The following is a 21,903-nucleotide window of genomic DNA, read 5'->3' as shown; positions in this document are numbered from 1 at the left end:
AGGACGAGGAGGGGCCGAGGGTGACAGCCCAGGGGGCGCAAGAGGCGGAGACCCGGTTCCCGCCGGGGGCGCAGATCTCCGTACGTGACGAGGAGTGGCTGGTCCGCAACACCGCCCCGACCGATTACGACGGTGAGCGGATCGACGCGGTCGGCGTCTCGGAGTTCGTCCGGGACGAGGAGGCCGTCTTCTTCAGCAGGATCGACGACGTCGAACTGCTCGATCCGGAGAAGACCCGCCTGGTCCCCGACAAGTCCTCGTACTTCCGGCGCAGCCGTCTCTTCCTCGAGGCGATCCTGCGCAAGACGCCGCTGCCCCAGTCCGAACGGGGTCTCGCCCTGGCCGACCGTTTCCTGCTCGATCCGCTCGTCTACCAGCAGCGACCCGCCGAGCTCGCCCTGTCCATGCGCAATCTCCGGCCCCGGGTCCTGATCGCCGACGTCGTGGGTCTCGGCAAGACGCTGGAGATCGGTTTGACCCTCGCGGAGCTCATCCGCCGGGGCCGGGGCGAACGCATCCTGATCGTGACCCCGCAGAGCATCCTGGAACAGTTCCAGCACGAGATGTGGACGCGTTTCTCGATCCCGCTCGTGCGGCTCGACTCGCTCGGCATCCAGCGGATCCAGCGCGAGATCCCGGCGGGCCGGAATCCGTTCACGCACTACAAACGCGTGATCATCTCGGTCGACACGCTCAAGAACATCGGCCAGTACCGGCACCATCTGGAGCGCATCCGCTGGGACGCCGTCGTGATCGACGAGTCCCACAACCTGATCAACCCGGGCAGCCAGCGCCGTGCCCTCGCCGAGATCCTCGCCCCCCGCACGGATGCCCTCCTGCTCGCGAGCGCCACCCCGCACAACGGCGACAAACGGTCCTTCGCCGACCTGATCTCGCTGCTCGACCCGGCCGCCATCGCCGACCGCGACCACTACGACCCGGCCGAGGACCTCGGCCACCTCTTCATCCGGCGGACCAAGATCAGCCCCGAGGTCCGGGACGAGATGGGCGACGAGTGGCCCGACCGCGGCCCCACCGTCTCCCTCCACTGTGCCGCCACCGAGGCCGAGGAACGGGTCTTCGCGGAACTGGCTGAGCACTGGATTCCCGCCGCGCCGAAGAGTGCGGAGTTCGGCACGGCCGACGAGGACCCCGCGTCGGTCGCCACCGAGGCGGTCTTCGCCTACAACCTGCTCAAGACGTTCCTCTCCTCGCACGTCGCCCTCGGTGAGACGGTCGCCAACCGCATCGCCGCACTCGCCGAGCGGGTCCGCAAGGCGGAGGAGAAGGGGCTGCGGCCCGACCCCGCCATCGCCCCGGAGCAGGCGGCCCTCGCCCGGCTGCGGGAGATCGTTGCGGACATGGGCGACGGCACCGCACCCGGTGACTCCGCCAAGCTCGACGCACTCGTCGAACAGTTGAAGGACATCGGGGTCGGCCCCCGGTCGGCCACCCGTGCCGTGGTCTTCTCCGAGCGCGTCCGTACGCTCACCTGGCTGGCCGAGACCGTCCCGGCCCGGCTCGGCTTCCCCGTCGGGGCCGACGGCACGGCGAAGGCCGTCTCGGTCATGCACGGCGGTCTCAGCGACGACGAACAGGCCAAGATCCTGGAGGCGTTCGGGCTGGCCGACGACCCGGTCCGGCTGCTGTTCACCGGTGACGTCGCCTCCGAGGGCGTCAACCTGCACCGCCAGTGCCACCATCTGATCCACTACGACATCCCGTGGTCGCTGATCCGCATCGAGCAGCGCAACGGACGTATCGACCGGTACGGGCAGAAGCACGAGCCCCAGTTCCGTGCCCTGATCCTCACCTCCGCGGTCCCCGGCGCCAAGGACGACCGCACGGTCGCCGAGAAGTTGCTCCTCCGCGAGGAGGAGGCGCACAAGCTGGACGGGACGGCCGAGGCCGTGTCAGGCATCTACCGGGCGGAGGAGGAGGAGCGCCGGCTGATCAAGGAGCTGGTCCGCGGGGTCACCGTCGAGGAGTTCCTGGAGTCCGACCCCGCCGAGGACAACACCCTCGCCGACCTCTTCGGCCAGGTGGGCACGATCGCCGAACAGGAGCTGCCCGCACGCGCCGAGCTGATCTCCCTGTTCGAGGGGGACACCGCCGACTTCGTCGACACCGCCCTCGACTTGGTGTACCAGGACCGTGCCCAGGACCTGATCGGTCTGGCGTCCGGCACCGACGCCAAGGGGGGCGCGTACTTCTCGCTCTCCCCGGCCATGGCCCCCGACCTGCTGCACCGCCTCAAGGCCCTGCCGCCCTCCTACCTGAAGGAGCAGCGTGTCGCCGATCGGATGCTGGTCACCTTCGACCGCGCCCTCGCGCAGCGCAAGCTCAACGAGGCCAGGGAGAGCAGCACCACCATGTGGCCGGAGGTCTCCTTCCTCACCGACGTCCACCCGGTGGTGGAGTGGCTGACGGACAAGGTCCTCGTCGAGTTCGGACGGCAGGAGGCCCCGGTCATCACCACCCCGCACGTCGAAGGACCCGTTTTCCTCGTCCAGGGCATCCACTCCAACGCACTGGGCCGCCCCACCGTGGTGCGCTGGATGGCGGTGACCGGGCTCGGCGGCGACGGCACCGGGACACCCGAGGTGCGTCCCATGGCGGACGCATTGCGCGACGCGAAGGTCGGACCGAGGCTCGCCCGTACCGGTGGCCCACGCGACCCTGAGGCGCTCCAGGCCCTCGTGCCGGCGGCCGTCGCGGCGGCGCGTGACCACCTGGAGACGGGAAGGGCCGCCTGGGAGGAGCAGATCAGCGAGCCGCTCGCCACCTACCGGGCCCATGTCGCCCAGTGGCGTACGGACTCCCTGCTGCCCGGCGTCACCGGCCGCCGCGAACGCCTCGTCGAGGAGACAGCCGACGAACTGGCACGGCTTCTGGACCAGTTGCACACCACCGGCCGGCCGCTGCTGCGCGTCCTGGCCGTCCTCGACCGCCCCGGCGCCCCGGACGCTTCCGGCACCGGGCCGGAAACGGACCCGACGGCCGGGCCGCCCGCCGCCGACCCTCACCCGTCCGACGCCCAGGCGGAGAACTGACGTGACGTACGACTCTCTGGTCAACCACGGCGACTACCTCTCGGCCCACTACCTCGCCGAGGTCCTGCCCAAGGACCTCAAGGCCAAGGACGGTCTCCTCGCCCGCTGGGCCGCCTTCGAGGAGGAGGAGCGCCGCAGGCACGCCGACGCGGTCGCCGAGGCGAAACGTCAAGGTCTCGACCCCGCCTCCGTACCCTCCCGCGCCCGAACCCCCCGTGAGGGCCTGCGTGCCCTGCGCACCTCCTACTTCGCGGGCCGCGCGGCCCTGGTCACGGATGCGAAGGCGCTCGTCGATCCCGACGCGCCCGAGAACGAGGGCTGGCAGAAGCGGTTCACCGAGGTCCACCTGGACACATTGAAGGCCCTCGGCTACACCGACGCGCACGAGCAGGCCGTCACCGTCCACCGCGCCGACCACGCGTACACCGTCCAGGTCTCCCACGCCGAGCCCGGCCTGTATGCCGTCTCCTGCGGCTGGACCACCGAGCCCGACGCGGCGCTCGACCCGGACGAGGCCGGCCGCCTGCTCCACCCCGTCGCCCTGGAGGGGGCGGCGCTCCTCGAAGACGCCAAGGCCGTCACCGACTTCCTCTTCGCCTGCGACACACCCCCGCGCTACGTCCTCCTGCTCGTCGGCGGCGTCGTCGTCCTCGCCGACCGCCTCGCCTGGCACGAGGGCCGCTACCTGGCCGCCGACCTCGACGCCGCGCTCAACCGCCGCGACGACCGGCACGGCGGCGAACTCGACACGGTGGCAGCGCTGTTCGGTGCCGACTCGCTGCGCGTCCCCACCGAGGGCGGCACCGCGCCGCTGGCCGGCTTCCTCGACAAGTCCGGAAAGCACGCGGTCGGGGTCTCCACCGAACTGCGCGAGGGCCTGCGTCTGAGCGTCGAGTGGATCGCCAACGAGGTCCTGGCACGCCTGCGTGAACCGGAGAACGGCATCACCCCGGCCGAGCTCGACGACCCGGCCCGCCTGGCCAAGGAGCTCAGCCGGGAGTCGCTGCGCTACCTGTACCGCATCCTGTTCCTGTTGTACGCCGAGGCCAGCCCGGCGCTGGGCATCCTGCCCTCCGACTACCCGGAGTACGAGCGGGGCTACGGCCTCCAGCGCCTCGGCGACCTCGTCCTGCGCGACCTGGTGGGCGAGCGCTCCCGGCGCGGCTTCCACCTGTACGAGTCGCTGGACCTGCTCTTCGACAAGGTCGAGAACGGCCACCGCCGTTACGGCACCGAGCCCGAGGACCTGGCGGCGGAGGCCGCCGTCCGTGAGGCCGCCGATGCCGAGCGGCAGGCGGACGGGCTCCTCGCCGCCGGCGCCATCACCCAGGCCGAACACACCGAGCGTGTCCGTGAGGCCGACCGTGCCCGCCGCGCCGCCGCCCGCAGCACCAGCGCGGGCCTGCGCTTCGAGGCCCTGAAGTCCGAGCTGTTCGCCAAGAAGGCCGTCCGCCTCATCTCGGACGACCAGATCGAGAACCCGGCATATGGGCGCGGCGACGACGAGCGCCGCCTCCCGCTCCTGGACACCCGGCTGCGCAACGAGACCCTGCACAAGGTGCTGCGCCGCCTGATGCTCACCCAGGGCAGGGGCAAGGAACGCGGCGGATTCATCTCCTACGCGCAACTCGGCATCAACCAGCTCGGCGCGGTGTACGAGGGCCTGATGTCGTACACCGGTTTCATCGCCGAGGAGGAGCTCTACGAGGTCGCCAAGGGCGGCGACTCCTCGGGCGGCAGCTGGATGATCCCGGCCTCCCGCGTGCAGGACTACACGGACGAGGTTTTCGTCCGGCGGACCGATCCCGAGACCGGCCGTCGTGAGCGGGTGGTCCACCCGGAGGGCACGTTCGTCTACCGGTTGGCCGGCCGCGACCGCCAGACCTCCGCCTCGTACTACACGCCGAAGTCACTGACCGAGGTCACGGTCGAGCTGGCCCTCAAGCACCGGCTGGACCAGCACGACACCACGACCCCGGCCAGGGAACTCCTGGAGTGGAAGATCTGCGAGCCGGCTCTCGGCTCGGGTGCGTTCCTCAACGAGGCGATCGACCAGGTGGCCGCCGAGTACCTGCGGCGGCGTGAACACGAGCTGGGCCGCCGCATCGACCCCGAGCTCCGGCAGGCCGAACTCCAGAAGACCAAGGCGTACGTCGCCCTGCACAACGCCTACGGGGTCGACCTCAACGCCACGGCGGTGGAGCTGGCCGAGGTCTCCCTGTGGCTCAACTCCATGCACCCGGGCATGCGGGCCCCCTGGTTCGGGCTGCACCTGCGGCGCGGCAACTCCCTCATCGGCGCGAGCCGCAAGGTCTACAAGGCCGGCGTCCTGGCGGACGGCCAGTGGCTCGCGAAGAAGAACACTCTGCCGCCGACTGACCTGCCGTTCCGTGACGGGCCCCTGCCCGAGGGGGCGGTGCACCAGTTCCTGCTGCCCGCGATCGGGTGGGGCGCGGTCGCCGGGGAGCCGGAGGCCAAGAAGCTCGCGGAGGACGCGGCGAAGGCGCTCGGCAGGTGGCGGAAGGGCATCCAGAAGGCACCGAAGGGCCCGAAGCCGTTCCAGGAGCGCGGCGAGGAGACGGCCGAGGCACGGCAGAAGCGCTACGACCGGTGGCGGAAGGCGGCGGAGAAGACCGAGCTGGGCCGCTTGCAGGGCGTGGCCCGGCGAGCCGAGTTCCTGTGGTCGCTGGTCGCCACCCGGCTGGAACTCTCCGAGCGGACGATCGCCCGCCGCATCGACGTGTGGGGCGCCGACTGGCTGGAGGAGGCGGCCGGGGCTGAGGCGGAGGCCGAGGCGGAGGACAAGCAGAAGATCCTCGACGACCTGACGCGCCACGGCACGCCGTACTGGCGGCTGAAGACCGTCATGGACGCGTGGTGCGCGCTGTGGTTCTGGCCGCTGGACAAGACCGGCGAACTCGACGGCACGGACGCGGTGTACGCCTCGGGTGACAGCCTCCCCCAGGAAGCGGCGGCAGCACCTGGCCCGTCGGACGGGCGTCCCACCGCCGCCGAGACACCGGCCACGGCTCCGGGCGCCCATCTGTGGCATGCCACCGGGCTGTTCGACGACCCGGACGGTGAGCAGGGCGAGCTGGGCGCGGAGCTGCCGCCCGCAGGGGCTAGGAGGAGCAGGAAGGCAAGCAGCCGTCCCCCTGAGCGGAGGGCCATCCCTCTCCAGAGCTTCGGAGACTGGCTGGACTTCCTGGAGGGCGTCCTCGGCACGGCCGACATGCCTGAGCAGTCGCTCCTCTCGGGCATCGAGAACCTCAGCCCTGACGACGCGCTGGAGCTGCTGGCCGACGTGGAGGACCGCCTGGAGGGCTTCCTCGGCATGCGGCCGGCGGCTCTCCTGCCGTTCCGCTACCCGTGGCTGAACACGGTCGAGGACATCGCCGGTACGACGGAGAAGGACATAAAGGCGGAGGACGGCCACGGCTTCTTCCACTGGGAGCTGCACTTTGCGCATGTGTTCCGGGGGGAGGGGGGCGGGTTTGACTTGCAGGTGGGTAACCCGCCTTGGGTGCGGCCTGACTGGAACGAGGGCGTAGCGCTGGCCGAGTTCGATCCGTGGTTCGGGCTCGCGGAGAAGCCTTCGGCCACGGCACGTAGGGAGCACAAGAGTGCCGTTCTGGAAAATGCTTCCCACCGCATGGCCTACCTGCGTGACCTGACCGCAACGGCAGCCACAGCCGAGCTTCTGGGTAGTGCTGTGTCCTATCCGCTGATCTCGGGAACGCGTCCGGACCTGTACCGCGCGTTTATGTGCCGCACCTGGGAGCACCTTGGCGAGAACGGCACTGTGGGGCTCGTCCATCCTGGTTCTCACTTCAGTGGGGACAAGGAAGGCCGACTGCGCGAGGCCGCCTACACCAGGCTCCGGATGCACGGAGATTTCGTGAACCAGGGTAACCGGTTCTTCCCTCCTCCCGTCGGTCACGCCAGTCACTTCGGCGTACACATCTATGGGCAGGAAGGTGAGATCGGCTTTGACCACCTGTCTTGGCTCGTCTCGGTTGATGCGCTGCGACTTTCGGCCGACGACGACGGAACGGCTCCCGATCCTGGAATCAAGTACGGTGCCAGCTGGGACGAACGGCCGCACCGTAAGCGGATCATCCGGGTGGACGAGGCCACTCTTGCGCAGTGGAAGAAGTTGTCCGGCGACGAGGCGCAGCCAATTCGCCAGGCGAGGCTGTTGTCGCCGGTGAGCACGGCCGAAGCTGAGGCCATCAAGGCACTCGCTGCGTATCCTGTGCGCCTCGCTGATTGGGAGCCGCAAATCACCAGCGGCTACAACGAGAAGACCGCTAAGGATGACGACCTTATCGGCTACAGCATGGCTGACGATGCGGGTGTGGTCCGGCGGCCAGCCGACTGGTCCGAGGTGATCCTCAAGGGGCCTCAGATTGGCTTGGCCAATCCCATGTTCAAGCAGCCGAGTCAGGGTGGCGGCGAGGTCCTGGGCCTCAATCCGATGACCCTGGCTGACGACGCCGTGCCCGAGTCCGAGTACGTGTATGTGGCGAAGCCCGATGTGTACCGGGCTGCCCAGGACGTGTGGAGCGACGGCAGGACGCTGGAGCAGCTTAAGGAGTCCGGGCGTGAGATGGCACGAGCGCGGAACATCGCAGCCGGTCGCTTCGAGGTGGAACCGGCCGAGGTAACGGACGAACAGATGGAGGCGGAGCTGCTGCGGCGACTGCGACGCCCTTACACGGAGTTCTACCGGGTGGCGTGGCGGCGCCAGATCGCACCAGATACAGAGCGGGCGCTATACGTGGCGTTGGTGCCTCCGGGGCCAGCGCATGTCGACCAGATTCAGAGCATGACGGTTGGAGGCAACGCATTCACGAGCCTAATCGCGGGGTTCTGGACGGCGCTGCCTGCGGACTATTTCCTGCGTACCACCGGACGGGGTGATCTCAGGGTGGCCGCTGCTAAGGTCATGCCTGCTCCCGCTGTAGTCCACCCCCTCGCTTCCTCGTTGCTCCTCCGCACCCTCCGCCTTAACTGCCTTACCGAGGCGTATGCGGATCTCTGGGAGGAGCTGTACGACCCCACATGGCCTGCCTACGAACCGTGGGCGTGTGATTGGCCGGAACTGCAGCCATTGCACACTGTCGGCTCGGCTTGGGATCGCGGCACGGCTTTCCGTACAGAGCGTGCCCGGCGGGCGGCGCTCGTGGAGATTGATGCCCTTGTTTCTGTCTGGCTCGGCGTCAGTGCTGATGCGCTCGTAGCCATGTACAAATCTCGTTTTCCGATCATGCAGGCCTTCGATGCCGCTACTTGGTTCGACGCTGAGGAGCGACGGATTGCGGGCGTCAGACACACCTTCGGCTTCGGCCAGACGAAGGAGCACTACGAGCACCTCCTCGCCTATCAGAAGAAGGAGCGGCCCGATCCCCCCGAGGGTTACACCGCGCCCTTCTACAAGGCGAACCGGGAGAGGGAGATGCGCGAAGCGCATGCGTACTTCTCCGCGCGGCTTCAGGAAGCTGTCGACAAGGGGAAGTGGACGCCGCCTACCCAATGAACGACAGCGTCCCGCGCCGGACGGGTCCGGCGCGGGACGTGAAGGTCAGCCCTGGGCGGCGTAGCTGACGAAGCTGCTCCATGCCCTGAGGGAGAGGGCGAGTTCGGGGCTCAGTTGGTCCTTGGAGTCGCGGACGTGGATCGCCTGTACGCCCTTCGCCACCTCGATGCAGGCGTCACCGTCCGAACCGCTGTAGCTGCTCTTGAACCAGGCCTGTTCGTCGATGCTGCTCATAGCGCTCCTCGCAGTTTCTTCAGCAGGCTCCTGGAGTCCTCGGAGGTGAGAGCCTGTGAGCGCAGTTTCGCATACCGCTGGAGCATGATGCTGACCTCCTTCGGGTCCGAAATCAGCATGCCGCCACGCTGCCCTTCTGCGTAGCCGAACCACTTGTTGTCCTGTGACTCAAGCAGCATCAACGGGCCGTCGAACCCCGCGTGATCCGGTTGGTGTCGCGGCATGATCTGCAACTCGACGTTGAACTGCGACGACCGCTCCACCAGGCTGTCGAGCAACTCCCGCGTCACGTCGATTCCTCCCGTGCCACGCTCGATGACGGCCTGTTCGATGATGAAGCTGAACGCAGCCGGCGGCCTTCGATCAAGCAGGTGTTGGCGCTCGAGCCGTGCCATCACCTGCTTGGCCACCTGTTCCTCGTCCTTCACGGGCGGCACGCTCACTGTCACGGATCGCGCGTAGCGCTCGGTCTGGAGCAGTCCGGGGACCACCCGGCACTCGTACGTCCACAAGGTCACTGCCTGGGTCTCCAGCCGCGCCCACTGGCGGAACCAACTCGCCAGCCCCGCCTGCCGAGACAGGTGCGGTGCCGCCTTCCGTAGCGCCCCCGTGTTGCCCAGCGCCGCCTCCGCCCGTTCCACGAAGTCGCGGTCCGGCATCCGGCGGCCCTGCTCGATCGAGGCGACCGTGTGCTTGGAGAAGCGGACGTGGTCGCCGAACTCCTCACGGGAGAGGCCCGCGTGTTCCCGTAGGGCCTGGACGAACGCGCCGAACGTGCGCAGGCTGTCCGACATGCCGGGCTCGGTGCCGGCTCCAGCGCCTGTTCCACCCGCAGCCGGTCCCGCAAAGCTGTCGTCCGTGTTCTCGTAGGCCACCGTGGCCACCTTTCGCGCGCACCGCCCCGTCGTACCGCTCCTGATCGGCTTCATCGTCGGGCCGGGCGCCGCGTACTGTCCACTCCCTGTGTGCGTACGCTGACACTGCGTACGCACAGACCGGCTGGTGCGAGCCGGAGTTCGTCCTCGTGGGGCGACGGCGGCGCACGGTCCTTCCGCGTCCGTCATCGCCGACTCCCGTAGTCCCGATCCGCGATCACGTTGACCGATTCGGGGGATGCCGGTCACCCGTCTGCTGTACGTTCCCGGCATGGTCACGAACGAAGTGAGCGAGAACTCGGAGTCGCGCTTCTCCGCTCTTCTGGTGGGCGCGGCCAGGCTTCCGGGTGTGCGCATCGACAGGGCGGCGTACCTCCGGACGGCGCTGGCCCGTCATTGCTCGGAAGACGATGTGCGCAGGGCGATGGAAGAGACTCCCGCGGCGGCGGGTATCCCGCTTGGCGTCCTGGACAGGGTGGCCAACGAGGCCATTCGCTATGAGACCGCCAAGGTGAGCGCGCTCTCCGCGGCTGCCGGTATTCCTGGATTCATCGCCATGCCCGCCACGGTGCCGGCCGATCTGGCCCAGTACGTCGGCCACATGCTGCGCATCTCGCAGAAGCTCGCCTATCTCTACAGCTGGCCCGATCTCTTCTCCGCCGACAACGACGATGTCGATGACGCGACCAAGGGCGTGCTCACGCTGTTCTTCGGCGTGATGTTCGGGACCCAGTCCGCGAACGTCGCCGTGGGGAAGGTGGCGGAGGCGATGTCCAAGCAGGTCGCCAAGAAGCTGCCCCAGCAAGCGCTGACCAAGGGTGTCGTCTACCCCATCGTGAAGAAGGTCGCCGGGTACCTCGGCGTCAAGATGACGAAGCAGACCTTCGCCACGTCCGTCTCGAAGGCGATCCCTCTTGTCGGGGCCGCCGTGTCCGGCGGGCTCACCTATGCGACCTTCCGCCCCATGGCCAAAAGGCTCAAGACGCACCTCTCCGGCCTGGAGCTCGCCCAGCCGGTCGGCCAGGTCATCCCGGGCGAGGTCGTTCAGGACGAGGACTCCCCGGTGGCTGACGAGACGAAGATTCCGCAGCCGGGCCGTGAGTGGCGTGTCGTGAGGGGTCGGTAGGTCGCGACTGAGGGCCCGGACGGGCACGGTCGGACGTCCCCGGCCGCGCCGTAGTGGTGCGGTCGCCGTCCCGGCGCTCGGGTCTCGAACCCCGGGGGTCGAGCGCCGTGGAGCCCCACTCACTCGTTCGGGCGTCCGGGGAGGGCCCCCGGACCGACGCTTGAGCTTCGGGATCCGAGGGTCGGGCTTCGGGCTCCGGGATTCGAGCGGTGTTGTTCATCCGGGAGGTAGGTAAAGGCTTTTGGGGAAACCTCCCCTCCCTCCCAACCACGTCACGGCCAGCAAGTATGACTATTCGTGATCGAGTTGCAGCGGAGAGTCGTCGCTGCTTACGGTGCCCACAACGAGACGACCCCGACACGGTGTTAGCCGCACCGGCCGGGGTCTGACCCAAGATCGAACACCCAAAAAGGACGATCTCGTGGCTACCCAGCACCTTAGCTCCGCCCCGCCCGCCCCCGCAGCCTCGCGCCCGTACCGCAAGGCCCACACTGGCTACGGCAAGCAGACCGTCCCGGCCCAAGGCCCCGCCCGCACCGGCGCGTTCGCGCTCCTTCCCGAGCGGGAGCGCTACGTCGCCGCGTATGTCGACCACCTCCCCGACGGCGCCGCCATGGACATCAAGTCGCTGGCCAAGGACCTTCCGCTGTACGGCCAGATGGCCATCGGCACAGCCCTGCGCGCCCTCGCCGTCGCCGGACATCTGCGCCGCGTGCGCTGCCGGGTCGAAGGGGACGGCCAGTGCCGGTGGGTGACGCTCACCTACTGGTCCCGCACCGCCCACGACAACGAGTGGTGGGCCGCCAGGCTGGCAGCCGAAGCGACCGCCGCTCCTGAGCAGGCAACCGCACCCTCCGCCGAGTCGGCGGCCGTACCCCAGCAGCGCACTGCGGAGGCCAACACCACGGCGCGACCCGCCCCGACCCCGCCCACGCCCCCGGAGGCCGATCCGGGCGCGGACGCCCAACCGGCTTCGACGGCACCGTCCCCCGCGTACCGCGCCCTCGCCGAACTCGGGCGCCGCGAACCCCGCCTGGCGCTCTCCGCCGCCGATTGTGCCGCTCTGGAGCCGCTGGCCGCCGCATGGTTCGCACGCGGTGTCAGCCCCGAGTACCTCACCTCCGCACTGCTCGCAGGGCTTCCCGAGCCGATCGGATCCCCCGTGGGCCTGATGCGCCGCCGCCTCACCGACAAGATGCCGCCCCACCTGCCCGGAGAGCCCTCCCCGGCGCCCGGCTCGCTCGGCACCACTCCCGCGCGCGGCCTCCTCGTCGAATGCGCCGACTGCGGCCGCCCCGGCCCGGCCGAAGCGCTCCCGGACGGCCTCTGCCGCCCATGCCGCACCGTGCTCCAGAAGCCGGAATCGTCCGACCCGGCGGCGGCCCCGGAGCAGGTGGAACGCGATGTGCCCGCCCTCGTCGCCAGTCTGCGCAACCTGATGCGTACGCCCTGAGCTGTTGACGCGGTAATCAGAGGCGAGCCGGGGCCGCCGCCCCCACCCAGGGCAAATACCTCATGGCCACCCTTGCCCGCGGCATGAAATACCGGGCCAGGGCAGAAGCGGCGGCCGTCTCCTACCAGTCGCACCCGATGCGCCGGGATTTCTCCCTGACCTTCGACATGACCCGTCAGGGCGCGGACGAGGGACGGGTCCTCGACCTGATCCAGTCGGTGCGTGGCATCCACGCCACACTCAGCCAGGCCGCCGGCGAGGACGACAGCCACCGGTTCCAACTGCTCCAGCTCGAACTGCCGCTGCTCGGCGGCCGACTGTGGACGCCGAACGAGGTCGGCAGACGCAGCGACCAGGACTGGATCACGCTGGTGGCCACACGCATCCGGCAGTACCGCGACCGTGCCGCCGACCTGCGGGTGGCTGTCGAGCGCTGCGTCACCGACGAGGACTACGTCCGCCTCGCCCGGGACATCGAGGGCGTCAAGCGCCAGCTCCTGGAACGCCTCGGGCTGCGCCGGGTGGAGTTGTCCGAGATGGAACGCGAGCTGGTCGGCACAGTGGCCTCGGTGGGTGAGGTCGCCACGGGGGTGCCGATGGTCAGCGGGCTCTGGTTCGGTGCGCGCACGCTCGGCAAACAGCTCGCCTTCACCGGAGCGCAGCCATTCCAGCGCTTCCTCTACCGGGAGTTCGTCGACGCCTGAAAACGTGCGGGACGGTAGGAGGGAGCACTGTCCCCGCAGCGGAAGACCGCCGGCGGCTGGAACGCGCCGCCCAGAGATGCGCTGCACTTTGCTGACGGGCTTTCCCACGGCATCACCTTTGACTCCGACCGTGGCCTCAACGCGGGCCGTGGTGTCGGTGGAGGTCCACGGCGGTGGCGAGGATGCGGTCAATGTCGGCTGCGACGGAACTGTCCGTGTTGCTCACGTACCGCACGATGGTCGCGCCCGCCGCCGACACGGTTCTGGGCGGTACGGATAGCGTCAGGAAGAGCCGTGGCACTCCGTACACCTCGCGGAGGATCTCCTCCACGACGAACTCGTTGACCGGTCGTCGTTCGGCGCGGTGCGCGGTAGCCACCTCGTCGCTGAAGACCGCGAGTTCCTCGATGCCACACCGGTCGCGCAGCCTGGGCGCGAGAAGCACGGCGACGACCGACACCAGAAATCCGTTGAAGGCGACCCTGTCCTCGGGAGAGAGGGCCTCGTCGAGCGCTTTCGCCCTGCGGTCCTTGAGGACGAGGCATCTGATCTGATCGCGGAACCGGGGTTCGACGCGCATTCCGGGCCTCCTACTCCACGTAGGTGAAACTCATCAGGACGGCGAGCACGGCATCCTCGAACGACTCGTACCGGCCGATCTCGTCAGCCCGCCAGAGGCCCTGTGGGCGGACGACGGCGAAGGCCGACCACAACCCTCGATCGTGGCTCACGCGGCCGGCATGGAAAGTCTCCTCACCGTGGTCGAGGACGACGTGCACGGTCTCCTCTCCGACGGGCACTCCTGGCTGCGGGCGGAGCGAGAAACGGTGGCGGTCGAGGGACTGCCGGAGTGCCGTGCTGACGTGCGGGTTCGTCATGGCGTCTCTCCCGTGTCCGGGGATTCGGTGGGGCCCCCTGCCGCCCGGCGGCGGAGCCGGGCGGCGTGGGCGCGGAGCTCGCCCGGGCCGGCTGACTCGTAGTAGCGGCGTGCCGCCTTCACGAGCTCCGACCTGCGGGGAAGCGAGTCGGTGAAGTCGCTCAGGACGTCCGCCTGTTCTGCCTGCGGCAGGGTTCCCCACTCGCCGTGGTCCCCGCCGCAGGCTTCCGCGAGCACATCGAGGCACTCGGCCTGAGCCAGATGTGCAGACGTCGTGCCGCCCCAGTCCGCAAGCCACTGCCCACGCAGTAGTGCGGTGGCCTGACCGGCGTAGGTGAGTCCTGTACCGGTGCTTTCGCCCGGTTCCTCGACGCTCCCGTCCTCCGGCCGCGGGGACGGGCCGATCCCGAGACGGATGCGCTGCTGCAGCCCGGTCAGACGTTCCTTCGCCGCGCTGTTGCCCCGGCGGTCGGCGAGGTCGTACCAGGTCAGTGCCTGCCTCTGGTTGCCGTACTGCTCCTCGTAGAGCTGGCCGAGGAGGAGCGGGGCCGCGTGATCACCGGTCTCGTAGGCTTTGGTGTACCACTGCGTCGCCTCCTGGAGCGCCTCGCCGGTGACGGGCTCCGGTTCGATGCCCTGCATCCTCGCCTGGACCCGGCCCTCGGCGATCTGGCCCAGCCGGTTCATCGAAGGCGCGTGTCCGGCCGCAGCGGCCGCCTGATAGCGCAAGGTGATCAGGGGCAGCTGCTCGACACCCCCCTCGGTCTCCAGGCGGTACGCCGAGCGGTAGAGAGCTTCGGGATCGCCTCCGGGCTCGGGCGGCGCCTCGGGTGCGTTGTTGCGGGCGAACACCCAGCCGGCGGCGTTGTCCTCGATACGGCGGCCGGGCTCGGGCCTGCCGTTCTCGACGAGCTGGTCGGCGACCACGGGGAAGATGTGATCGAAGGTGAGACCGGAGGGCCCGCCGGGGACACCCTCCCGCACGGTGTCCACGAGGGCTCGGGTGAAGTACGTCTGCGCGTCGTGGACGTCCTCCTTCTCGTACCAGGAGCTCTCGTACGCGCTGCTGCTCATCAGCAGGTAGGTGCCGGACACCGGGGGCAGCCGGTCCGGGGAGAGACGGCCGTAGTCCTCGGCGGCGAGCCCCGCGTTGCAGCAGTCGAGCACCGCGATCTTGACGGCAGCACGGCTGGCGCGGAAGGCGTCCCGCACGTCCTCGAACAACAGCCCTGTGGCGCTCGTGTAGGCGGAAGCGATCCTGGTGTCGCCCACGGTGAGGCACAGCCGCTCGCGATGATCGTAGATGCCGTGGCCGACGTAGTAGAAGAACGCGATGTCCGTGGCCGCGACGAACGCCTCGATGAGCTCGACATGAGTCGTGCCGAGCGTGGGGCGGTTGTCGAACTCCTTGACGGAGCTTTCGGGCCACGAGCCGCACACCGGGTCCAGGAGCAGCTCCCGCATCCGGTGATAGCTACGTTCCACCGCCGGTGACGACTCGAAGTCCGTGTAGTCCCAGGTGCCCATGAGGACCGCCCGCGAACGGGAGTAGTCCCGGCCGGTCAGGTCAGTCATCGCCGAGCAGGTGGGATGCGATCTCGAGGACTGTCTGCGGGTCGTCGGAGTTCTCGACGGTCACCGTCACCGAACGCTTGCCACGTGTCAGAGTCACCGTCACGGACGACCGCCGGGACTTGATGAACGCCGGAAGGGTCCGGATCGCGACCGTGAGCACCGCCGCCGAAGGCACGAGCAACTGCAGCACCTCGACGACCCCGAGCTGCCCCTCGCCGGGTCGGGAGCGCATGCGGGAGACCTCCAGCCCCGCGAGGGGGCTGAGGCGGCGGTACAAGGCTCCGACGTCGGCCGGCTCGGAGACCGAAAGGACCACTTCGAAGGGCGCGTCGGAGTCCCCGGCCCGCTGTGACGAGATCGCTTCAGTCATAGGGCCTCCCAGCCGATGGTCCGTCCGGTCCGCACGTCGCGGCCACGTCGTGTGCGTGCCCACTAGTACGGGTTGGCGGGGTCATCGGGGTCGAGGAGATCGACGCCCTGGTTCTCCAGCTCCTGCATGGCCGTCCCGATCTCCCGCAAGCAGGGGTCGCACAGCGTCATGCCTTTGTCGAGCCCGGTCTCACCGCACCTCGCGCACTTGCTCATCGGCTACTCCCTGCCGGGCACCTGCGTGCCTTCACGGGTGGTGCACCACTCTTCCGGTCGCGAAAATACCAAACGGTCAGTACGGACCGCAGGGAGTTCACGTAGTTGATCCCGGTCTGCCGACGGGCGAGATTCCGGTGGGCGGCACGGACCCGGGCCTCCGCCACGGCCGAGGGGTGGCTACGCCAGGTGGGGCAGAGGCAAGCGTCCAGGGCATCGATCTACCACCCCGGACGCGTTGTCGGCCTGCTGCCCCGGACTCGCGCTTCACCTCGTGTCGGATTCCGTGTGCGAAGTGGTTGTTGCCGTGCTTGTCATGGCCGCTTGTTAAGGTGCAAGCGTTGAGCACGTTTGATCATTTGAGCGGTCACGGGATGCGGGGGCGAGCACGTGACGACAGATCCCAACTTGCAGGTGAGCAGCGAGAATCTGACCAAGCTCGCTGACGACCTCGACGAAATGCAGCGTTACCTGGACCGGCAGGTCAGGCGCATGGACGCGGTGGTCGACGCGATCGAAGCACGCTGGCGGGGGCCTGCGGCCAAGGCCTACCGAAAGCAACATCGTGAAGCCGCTAAGGAAGCGGTTCGCATCCGGGAACTCATGAAACTGCTTGAAGCAGCTGTGCGTATGAGCCGTGACGGGTTCACGGAGCAGGAGCTCGACACGCTGGCGGCCTTTAAACGCATCCAGATGTCTGTGGACGTGGACAAGGAGGCCGCTGAGCTGTCGACGCCCAACACCGGGAGTCAGCCTGCCGCGCCGCGAACGAGCCGCTTGAATGATCTGTGACGAGGGGTACGCATGACTGACAGCGACGACAACATAGCGGTTGACTTCGCAACCCTGCAGCTCCTCTCCGGCCAGCTGGAAGGCATCCTCAAGGAGCTCAACGAGAGCGTCCACACCATGCATGACCGCGTCGAGAAGGTCGTTCTCACCTGGGAAGGCGAGGCACGCGAGGCATTCATCGACAAGCTTGACGAGTGGGACAGATCAGCCCGGGATCTTCAGGCGACTCAGGCGTGGCTCCACGGCATCGTCACGACAGGCCAGACCAACTACGCGGCGGCACATGTCGCAGTGCTGCGGGGATGGGGAGCGGCCTGATGACCATGCCCCCTCCTCCACCTCCTTTGAGTAAGGGAGACATCGACGTCACCCCCAGTGCGCTGCACGCGCTCTCGGGCTACGTCGCGTACCTCCAGGACGGTCTGCACAAGGGGGCCAACCAGCTTCTTGATGAGCTCGGCCGGTACCCGGACTGCGGGGGTTACGGAACCGCCGCATGGGAGTTTGCCACCGCGTACAAGAAGGTCGGTAACCGCTTCGTCGAGGTATGGGCCAAGTCGGTGGCGAGCGTCGGAGGCGCCGCGGTCGGCTTCGCCCATACCGCGAACAACTATGCGACCGCCGATGCGGCCACCGACCCTTCCGGCGCCCCGGCCCAGACCCAACCGCCGCCGGCCGTGATCGACACGCCGCCGAATTACGGGGCCGTGACGGACCTCAAGTGGGCGGACATCGACCAGAGCCAGGACATGTTCCAGCTGGCACTGGAAGCAGTGGAAGCCGGAGTCCTGGCGATCATCAGACCTCTCCTGGAAGACGCCTATCGCATGGGCAAGGCGGCCGAGATCATGCCGCTGCCGGACTATCTGGGCTTGGACAACATGTCCGTCGCCTGGGTGTCCGCGAGCATGGTCGTCACCACGACGGACGGCAACCTCAGTAGCGCCCTGCACAACTACACCGATCGGTCGAACGGTGAGTGGGCTGGGGCGATGCGGCAGTTCTGCAGCGCTGTCTGGGGCACGAGCGCGTGGGGCAAGAGCCGCGAGGGCTATGAGTGGAAACATGACACGGCTCAGCCAGGAAAGGCTGGCAGCCACCCGGTCATGGACGTGATGGTCAAGACCTGTGACGTCATGAGTGACGCTCTGGGTGCCTGGGCGATTGCCGCGCAGGATGTGCGGGACGATATCCGCAGGCTCTACTACGAAGCCGTCATCAAGGCCCTGCCGCACATCGACACGAGCGACGGTCTGGGCTTGAAAGATCTCAAAAGCTTCGGGAAGGGTCTTCTCAACATAGGAAAGGGCTTCGCTGAGGGGTTCGCCCTCGAGGTGGACGAGGAAGCGATGAATTCGGCGGTCGAGGCATATAACAACCGCGTGCACCGACAGGTCGTCGAGCTCAACAAACTGCACGAAGCTCTGGATGAGGCATACAACAGTGCCCCCACGTTCCGGGCTGAGTCGGCGCGTGCAGAGTCCTTCGGTGCCCGAGCTCTGACCGATTTCAAGGACGATCCGCTTTACACCGTGGCCGGGGACGACGAAAGCAATCACAAGTACCCCCTCGACCTTGCGAATCAAGAGGGTATGCTCGGGTCCCACGTTGTGGACAAGCATGTAGGCAAGAATGATGAGCAGTTGGAGCAAAGGCTGCGAGACCAGCAAATCGTCAGGCCTTCCGGTATCCGGCCCGAAGCGGTGTCGTCATTCGGGAGCCTCGCGGACGCGCAGCGGTATACTCAAGCGGCCCTTGATGAACCGTCGAATCAAAGAAAGATCGACAATTGGCTCGCAGGTAACCCGGGACCCAACTCGTCACGCTCGCTTCTCTTGACGACGAACGACACCGTAGGAAGATCCTGGGATCGAGGCGACACCGCCGCGCGTGATGTGACCAATGTGTGGGTCGTCCTGAGACCCAACCCGGGGAGTAGCCCGCCGTTCGTCGTCCTTACTTCTATGCCCACAGACAAGACTCAGCACCCGTAGTGCGCACTCCTGGAAATTTGAGGTACGGGCCGTGACACAGATTAACGACGTCTCGTGGAGCCGCTCCCTGCGGGCCATTTTCGGGGAGGGCATGTTCGCAGCAGTGGGAGCGCGGCGACGCGATGACTGGCGACTGGATGCCCTCGACGTCATGCAACTCCGGACTGACGACCCGCGAGGCTGGCCGAGGATTGCCGTGGCGCCGGCAGGAAGCGATTACGGTGCGGGCTTGGAAAACCCGTTCGGTGCTGTCACGCCGGGCGACTTCGATGCGGCTTTCCCTGTGGCCAGGAGTGGGGCCGAACAAATCATGATCACTCTCCAGGGTGAGTGGTTCCAGACGGAGGACATTCAGGATTTTGATGCGCGAGAGGCTGAGTTGATCTCTCACGCGCGAGTGGTCCTGGAGAGGTTCGGAGCAGACGCGCTGTTTTTCACCAACGCGGTGTCGGCGCGCGAAAATCCCCATGCCGACATGTTCGGTCGTGAGGGTATCTATGAGGGATTCACCAGCCACGTAATGGACTGTGGTGTAATCGCTGTCTCTGCCGCGGAAGTCGGCATCTTCTGGGGCTTCACGACTGACTGAGGATTTCCCGTGCGTACTCGTTCCGCCACCTACCCCGACCGCGCGACCGCACAGTGGTGTACCCAGCAGGTCGTCACGCGCAACGAGCAGGCCGTGCACCGCTGGCTGGCCCAGGGAACGCGGCCGAGGCTCACCATCGAGGCCGCTTGGCCCTCCCGTGAGGAGCCCGTCGGACGCGTGTTGCTGCAGGCGATGATGCTCGCTGGTCGCGAACCCGTCGATGTGCGGGCCGCGCGGGTGACGTTGAGACGTGAAGCGTCGAGTCCGCACGGATTCGTCGTGCACGCCACCTACCCGATCTACCTCTGAAGGTGCCGCAGTGTCCATGAAGCCGCTTGAGTTCGACCGCCGGTACGGCGAACTCGACGTCGTCGTCGCAGCCTTCGCCGGACAGGAAGCCGACAGTCCGGAAACGGACACAGCGCCGCCGGCTCTTCAGGCGTACCTCCGGCACACCTGGCACACCAGGCCCTGGGCGCTCTCCGTCGCCGAACAACAACTCCGCGAGTACGCACGGAATCCGCCCGGCCGCCTGCGACAGCGCCTCGGCGAGTTCTATCCGGTGCCCGATCTCGGGCTGTCCGAACCCCAGACGCAGAGCTGGCTGTCCAGGATGGCCGATCACATCAAGCGCAGCATCGAGTCCGGCGATGTGCCTTCGCCGACCACGCCCCAGACGCATTGGGAGTGGCACGCCCGCTTCGGGGAGCTGGGGCAGTTCCTCGGCGGTTGGTTCTCGCAGGACATGCCCGACGAATTCGCCGACCACGATGCCGCGATCCGCGACTACAGGGAATCTGTCGATACCCTGCTGACCGCCAGGCTGGTCGGTGAGATCCACGAACTGCTGGCCCTCGGACTGGAGGACCACGACTACGCCGTCGGCGTGGCCGAGCTCGGTATGGAGGTTGAGCCACCGGCCCCGTTCACGGTCGGGAGTTGGCTCCGGACGGTTGCGGAGCGCCTCGCGACGGCAATGCCCGACTACGGAAAGTGACTGGATCAGTCGGACTTGCTGCTGACGGCCATGGATGGACCACCGGGCTTCCCGCTGAATGGTTCGACGAAACGACGCGCCGGAGGTATCCAGTGACCGCCTTCGCTGCCCTGACCCGACTCTGCCCGCCACCAGAAGAGGTGAGTCGCCGCCGCCCCATCGACTGGCACCAGGTCGAGAGCGTTCTCGGCGTGCCGCTTCCCGAGGACTACAAGCGTCTCGCGTCCACCTACGGCCCGGGGTCCTTCGCCGACTACTTGCGCATGTACCAACCGGACGGGGTCACCGAATGGGTCGACCTCACCGGCCCGATGCCCGCCAGGATCCGGGAGCAGCTGCAGCTGGACCACGACCGAGGCACCTACCCTGTTCCGTACGACCCGCGTCAACTCCTCCCTATGGGCGGCACCGACAACGGAGAGCACCTCTTCTGGATCACTGAACCGCGGTCTACTCCGGACGCCTGGCGTGTCGCCGTGAACGAAGCCCGCGGGCCTCGGTGGTTCACTTACGACGGGACCCTCACCGAGTTCCTCGTCTCCGTACTGAGCGGCGAGACGTCCGTGCCCCAGTTCCCCAAGGACGTCCTCGAGCCGACGACGGAGTTCGTCCCCTCGGACCCCACGCTCTGGACACCACCGCAGGCCCCGGCCCGGCCACCCGTCGACAGCGAGACCATCCGGGAATGGGCTCGTGCCAACGGTCACCAGGTATCCGCCGGCGGACGCATTCCGGCCACGATCCGGGAGGCATGGGAGAACGCCCACAGCTGACTGAACTAGTCGAGGCCGAGCCCCACCGGTTCCTGTAAGAAGAGTCCGGCGAATGCGGACGGTGGTGAGCGGCTCACGGGGGGCGAGCTTCCCGGGTTCTGTCGGCGGCGCACTTTCTTCGATACCGCCCTGGTGCGTGCGCGTACGCTCACACAGCGTACGCGGGTGTCTGCTGGTGATCGGTCCTGATATGCCCCCAGATTGGGCGCATGACACCACCGCTCAACCCTGCGACCGGTCAAACGCTCCCCACGGTCGGCGTGTTCGCCCAGCGCTTCAGCTCCACCCCGCGCGGCGCGCGCCTCGCCCGCCTGCTCGTGCTGCACCAGCTCGACGCGTGGGGCGTGCCGCACGGCAGCCAGGCGTCCGACTCCGTCGCCGTGCTGGTCGCCGAACTCGCGGCCAACGCCGTCACGCACGGCCGCGTCCCCGGTCGGGACTTCGAGCTCGCCGTCCGGCTCCTCGGCCGGACCCTGCGCATTGAGGTCTCCGACGCCCGGGGTGAACGCCGCCCGCTCGTCCCTGGCGTGACCGCCCCCGCGCCGCTCGCCGAGGGCGGCCGGGGGCTGCTCCTGGTGGAGGCGCTCGCTGACCGGTGGGAGGTGCTGGACCGCTTCCCCGTCGGCAAGACCGTCGTCGCCGAGCTGGACCTGCCGCACTGATGGCGCAGGGGGCGGTATTCCACGCGCTTGTCCCAGCGGACCCATCGCACCGTCTATAGGCTGAGCCGGGCACGG

Annotated in this window: 20 protein-coding genes; 13 read left to right on the top strand and 7 right to left on the bottom strand. The window is 68.0% G+C overall.

All coding sequences use genetic code 11. The features are described 5' to 3' along the window. Positions 1 to 20 precede the first annotated feature (20 nt). Together LWJ43_RS10130 and LWJ43_RS10125 are read left to right on the top strand one after the other, a co-directional pair. Entirely contained in the window at positions 21 to 3,053 is a 3,033-nt protein-coding gene (locus LWJ43_RS10130) for an SNF2-related protein (RefSeq protein ID WP_277331955.1), read from the top strand. A gap of 1 nt (position 3,054) precedes the next feature. Next, positions 3,055 to 8,592: a DNA methyltransferase gene (locus LWJ43_RS10125; protein WP_277331954.1), complete on the top strand. Its 5,538-nt coding sequence runs from the start codon at positions 3,055 to 3,057 to the stop codon at positions 8,590 to 8,592. 45 nt (positions 8,593 to 8,637) lie between these two features. Here LWJ43_RS10125 and LWJ43_RS10120 read toward each other — a convergent pair whose 3' ends face one another. Beyond that, positions 8,638 to 8,826 (bottom strand): DUF397 domain-containing protein, encoded by a 189-nt coding sequence (locus tag LWJ43_RS10120; protein ID WP_277331953.1) that lies wholly within the window; start codon positions 8,824 to 8,826, stop codon positions 8,638 to 8,640. Further along, entirely contained in the window at positions 8,823 to 9,701 is an 879-nt protein-coding gene (locus tag LWJ43_RS10115; RefSeq protein ID WP_462100872.1) for a helix-turn-helix domain-containing protein, read from the bottom strand. Before LWJ43_RS10115 ends, LWJ43_RS10120 begins: the two co-directional genes overlap by 4 nt. A 271-nt stretch (positions 9,702 to 9,972) precedes the next feature. Here LWJ43_RS10115 and LWJ43_RS10110 point away from each other — a divergent pair, with 271 nt between their 5' ends. The 3 genes from LWJ43_RS10110 to LWJ43_RS10100 all read left to right on the top strand — a co-directional run bounded on the left by LWJ43_RS10110 (position 9,973) and on the right by LWJ43_RS10100 (position 12,984). Continuing rightward, positions 9,973 to 10,827, top strand: a complete 855-nt coding sequence (locus LWJ43_RS10110) for a hypothetical protein (RefSeq protein WP_277331952.1) — start codon at positions 9,973 to 9,975, stop codon at positions 10,825 to 10,827. A gap of 421 nt (positions 10,828 to 11,248) precedes the next feature. Beyond that, positions 11,249 to 12,280, top strand: a complete 1,032-nt coding sequence (locus LWJ43_RS10105; protein WP_277331951.1) for a MarR family transcriptional regulator — start codon at positions 11,249 to 11,251, stop codon at positions 12,278 to 12,280. A 62-nt stretch (positions 12,281 to 12,342) separates the two neighbouring features. Continuing rightward, on the top strand, positions 12,343 to 12,984 hold the full coding sequence (locus LWJ43_RS10100) for a hypothetical protein (protein WP_277331950.1): 642 nt from the start codon (positions 12,343 to 12,345) through the stop codon (positions 12,982 to 12,984). Positions 12,985 to 13,120: 136 nt separating this feature from the next. Here LWJ43_RS10100 and LWJ43_RS10095 read toward each other — a convergent pair whose 3' ends face one another. The 5 genes from LWJ43_RS10095 to LWJ43_RS10075 all read right to left on the bottom strand — a co-directional run bounded on the left by LWJ43_RS10095 (position 13,121) and on the right by LWJ43_RS10075 (position 16,021). Continuing rightward, positions 13,121 to 13,564 carry a hypothetical protein gene (locus tag LWJ43_RS10095; protein ID WP_277331949.1) on the bottom strand — a complete coding sequence of 148 codons (444 nt, stop codon included), beginning with the start codon at positions 13,562 to 13,564 and terminating at the stop codon, positions 13,121 to 13,123. 10 nt (positions 13,565 to 13,574) lie between these two features. Beyond that, on the bottom strand, positions 13,575 to 13,862 hold the full coding sequence (locus tag LWJ43_RS10090) for a hypothetical protein (RefSeq protein WP_277331948.1): 288 nt from the start codon (positions 13,860 to 13,862) through the stop codon (positions 13,575 to 13,577). Beyond that, a complete protein-coding gene (locus tag LWJ43_RS10085) occupies positions 13,859 to 15,436 on the bottom strand; it encodes a tetratricopeptide repeat protein (RefSeq protein ID WP_277331947.1) in 1,578 nt (525 codons plus the stop codon). The genes LWJ43_RS10090 and LWJ43_RS10085 overlap by 4 nt, the downstream gene beginning before the upstream one ends. Further along, positions 15,429 to 15,806 (bottom strand): effector-associated constant component EACC1, encoded by a 378-nt coding sequence (locus LWJ43_RS10080; RefSeq protein WP_277331946.1) that lies wholly within the window; start codon positions 15,804 to 15,806, stop codon positions 15,429 to 15,431. Before LWJ43_RS10080 ends, LWJ43_RS10085 begins: the two co-directional genes overlap by 8 nt. Positions 15,807 to 15,868: 62 nt before the next feature. After that, the gene (locus LWJ43_RS10075) at positions 15,869 to 16,021 is read right to left on the bottom strand and encodes a hypothetical protein (RefSeq protein WP_277331945.1); all 153 of its coding nucleotides are present in this window, start codon (positions 16,019 to 16,021) and stop codon (positions 15,869 to 15,871) included. A gap of 414 nt (positions 16,022 to 16,435) precedes the next feature. Here LWJ43_RS10075 and LWJ43_RS10070 point away from each other — a divergent pair, with 414 nt between their 5' ends. The 8 genes from LWJ43_RS10070 to LWJ43_RS10035 all read left to right on the top strand — a co-directional run bounded on the left by LWJ43_RS10070 (position 16,436) and on the right by LWJ43_RS10035 (position 21,828). Next, complete coding sequence (locus LWJ43_RS10070) at positions 16,436 to 16,813, top strand: WXG100 family type VII secretion target (RefSeq protein ID WP_277331944.1); 378 nt, start codon at positions 16,436 to 16,438, stop codon at positions 16,811 to 16,813. A gap of 12 nt (positions 16,814 to 16,825) precedes the next feature. Then, complete coding sequence (locus LWJ43_RS10065; protein ID WP_277331943.1) at positions 16,826 to 17,131, top strand: WXG100 family type VII secretion target; 306 nt, start codon at positions 16,826 to 16,828, stop codon at positions 17,129 to 17,131. After that, entirely contained in the window at positions 17,131 to 18,807 is a 1,677-nt protein-coding gene (locus LWJ43_RS10060; RefSeq protein ID WP_277331942.1) for an RNase A-like domain-containing protein, read from the top strand. Before LWJ43_RS10065 ends, LWJ43_RS10060 begins: the two co-directional genes overlap by 1 nt. A 31-nt stretch (positions 18,808 to 18,838) precedes the next feature. Then, positions 18,839 to 19,396, top strand: a complete 558-nt coding sequence (locus LWJ43_RS10055; RefSeq protein WP_277331941.1) for a hypothetical protein — start codon at positions 18,839 to 18,841, stop codon at positions 19,394 to 19,396. A 9-nt stretch (positions 19,397 to 19,405) separates the two neighbouring features. Next, on the top strand, positions 19,406 to 19,705 hold the full coding sequence (locus tag LWJ43_RS10050; RefSeq protein WP_277331940.1) for an RNase A-like domain-containing protein: 300 nt from the start codon (positions 19,406 to 19,408) through the stop codon (positions 19,703 to 19,705). Positions 19,706 to 19,715: 10 nt separating this feature from the next. Then, on the top strand, positions 19,716 to 20,393 hold the full coding sequence (locus tag LWJ43_RS10045) for a contact-dependent growth inhibition system immunity protein (protein WP_277331939.1): 678 nt from the start codon (positions 19,716 to 19,718) through the stop codon (positions 20,391 to 20,393). A 140-nt stretch (positions 20,394 to 20,533) separates the two neighbouring features. Next, complete coding sequence (locus tag LWJ43_RS10040; RefSeq protein WP_277331938.1) at positions 20,534 to 21,166, top strand: Lsr2 family DNA-binding protein; 633 nt, start codon at positions 20,534 to 20,536, stop codon at positions 21,164 to 21,166. 209 nt (positions 21,167 to 21,375) lie between these two features. After that, entirely contained in the window at positions 21,376 to 21,828 is a 453-nt protein-coding gene (locus LWJ43_RS10035) for an ATP-binding protein (RefSeq protein ID WP_277331937.1), read from the top strand. Positions 21,829 to 21,903: the final 75 nt, after the last annotated feature.

It is taken from the genome of Streptomyces sp. JH34 (genome assembly GCF_029428875.1).
Lineage (GTDB): Bacteria > Actinomycetota > Actinomycetes > Streptomycetales > Streptomycetaceae > Streptomyces.
The sequence above is the reverse complement of the archived record's forward strand: the minus strand, read 5'-3'. Positions and strand labels throughout refer to the sequence as shown.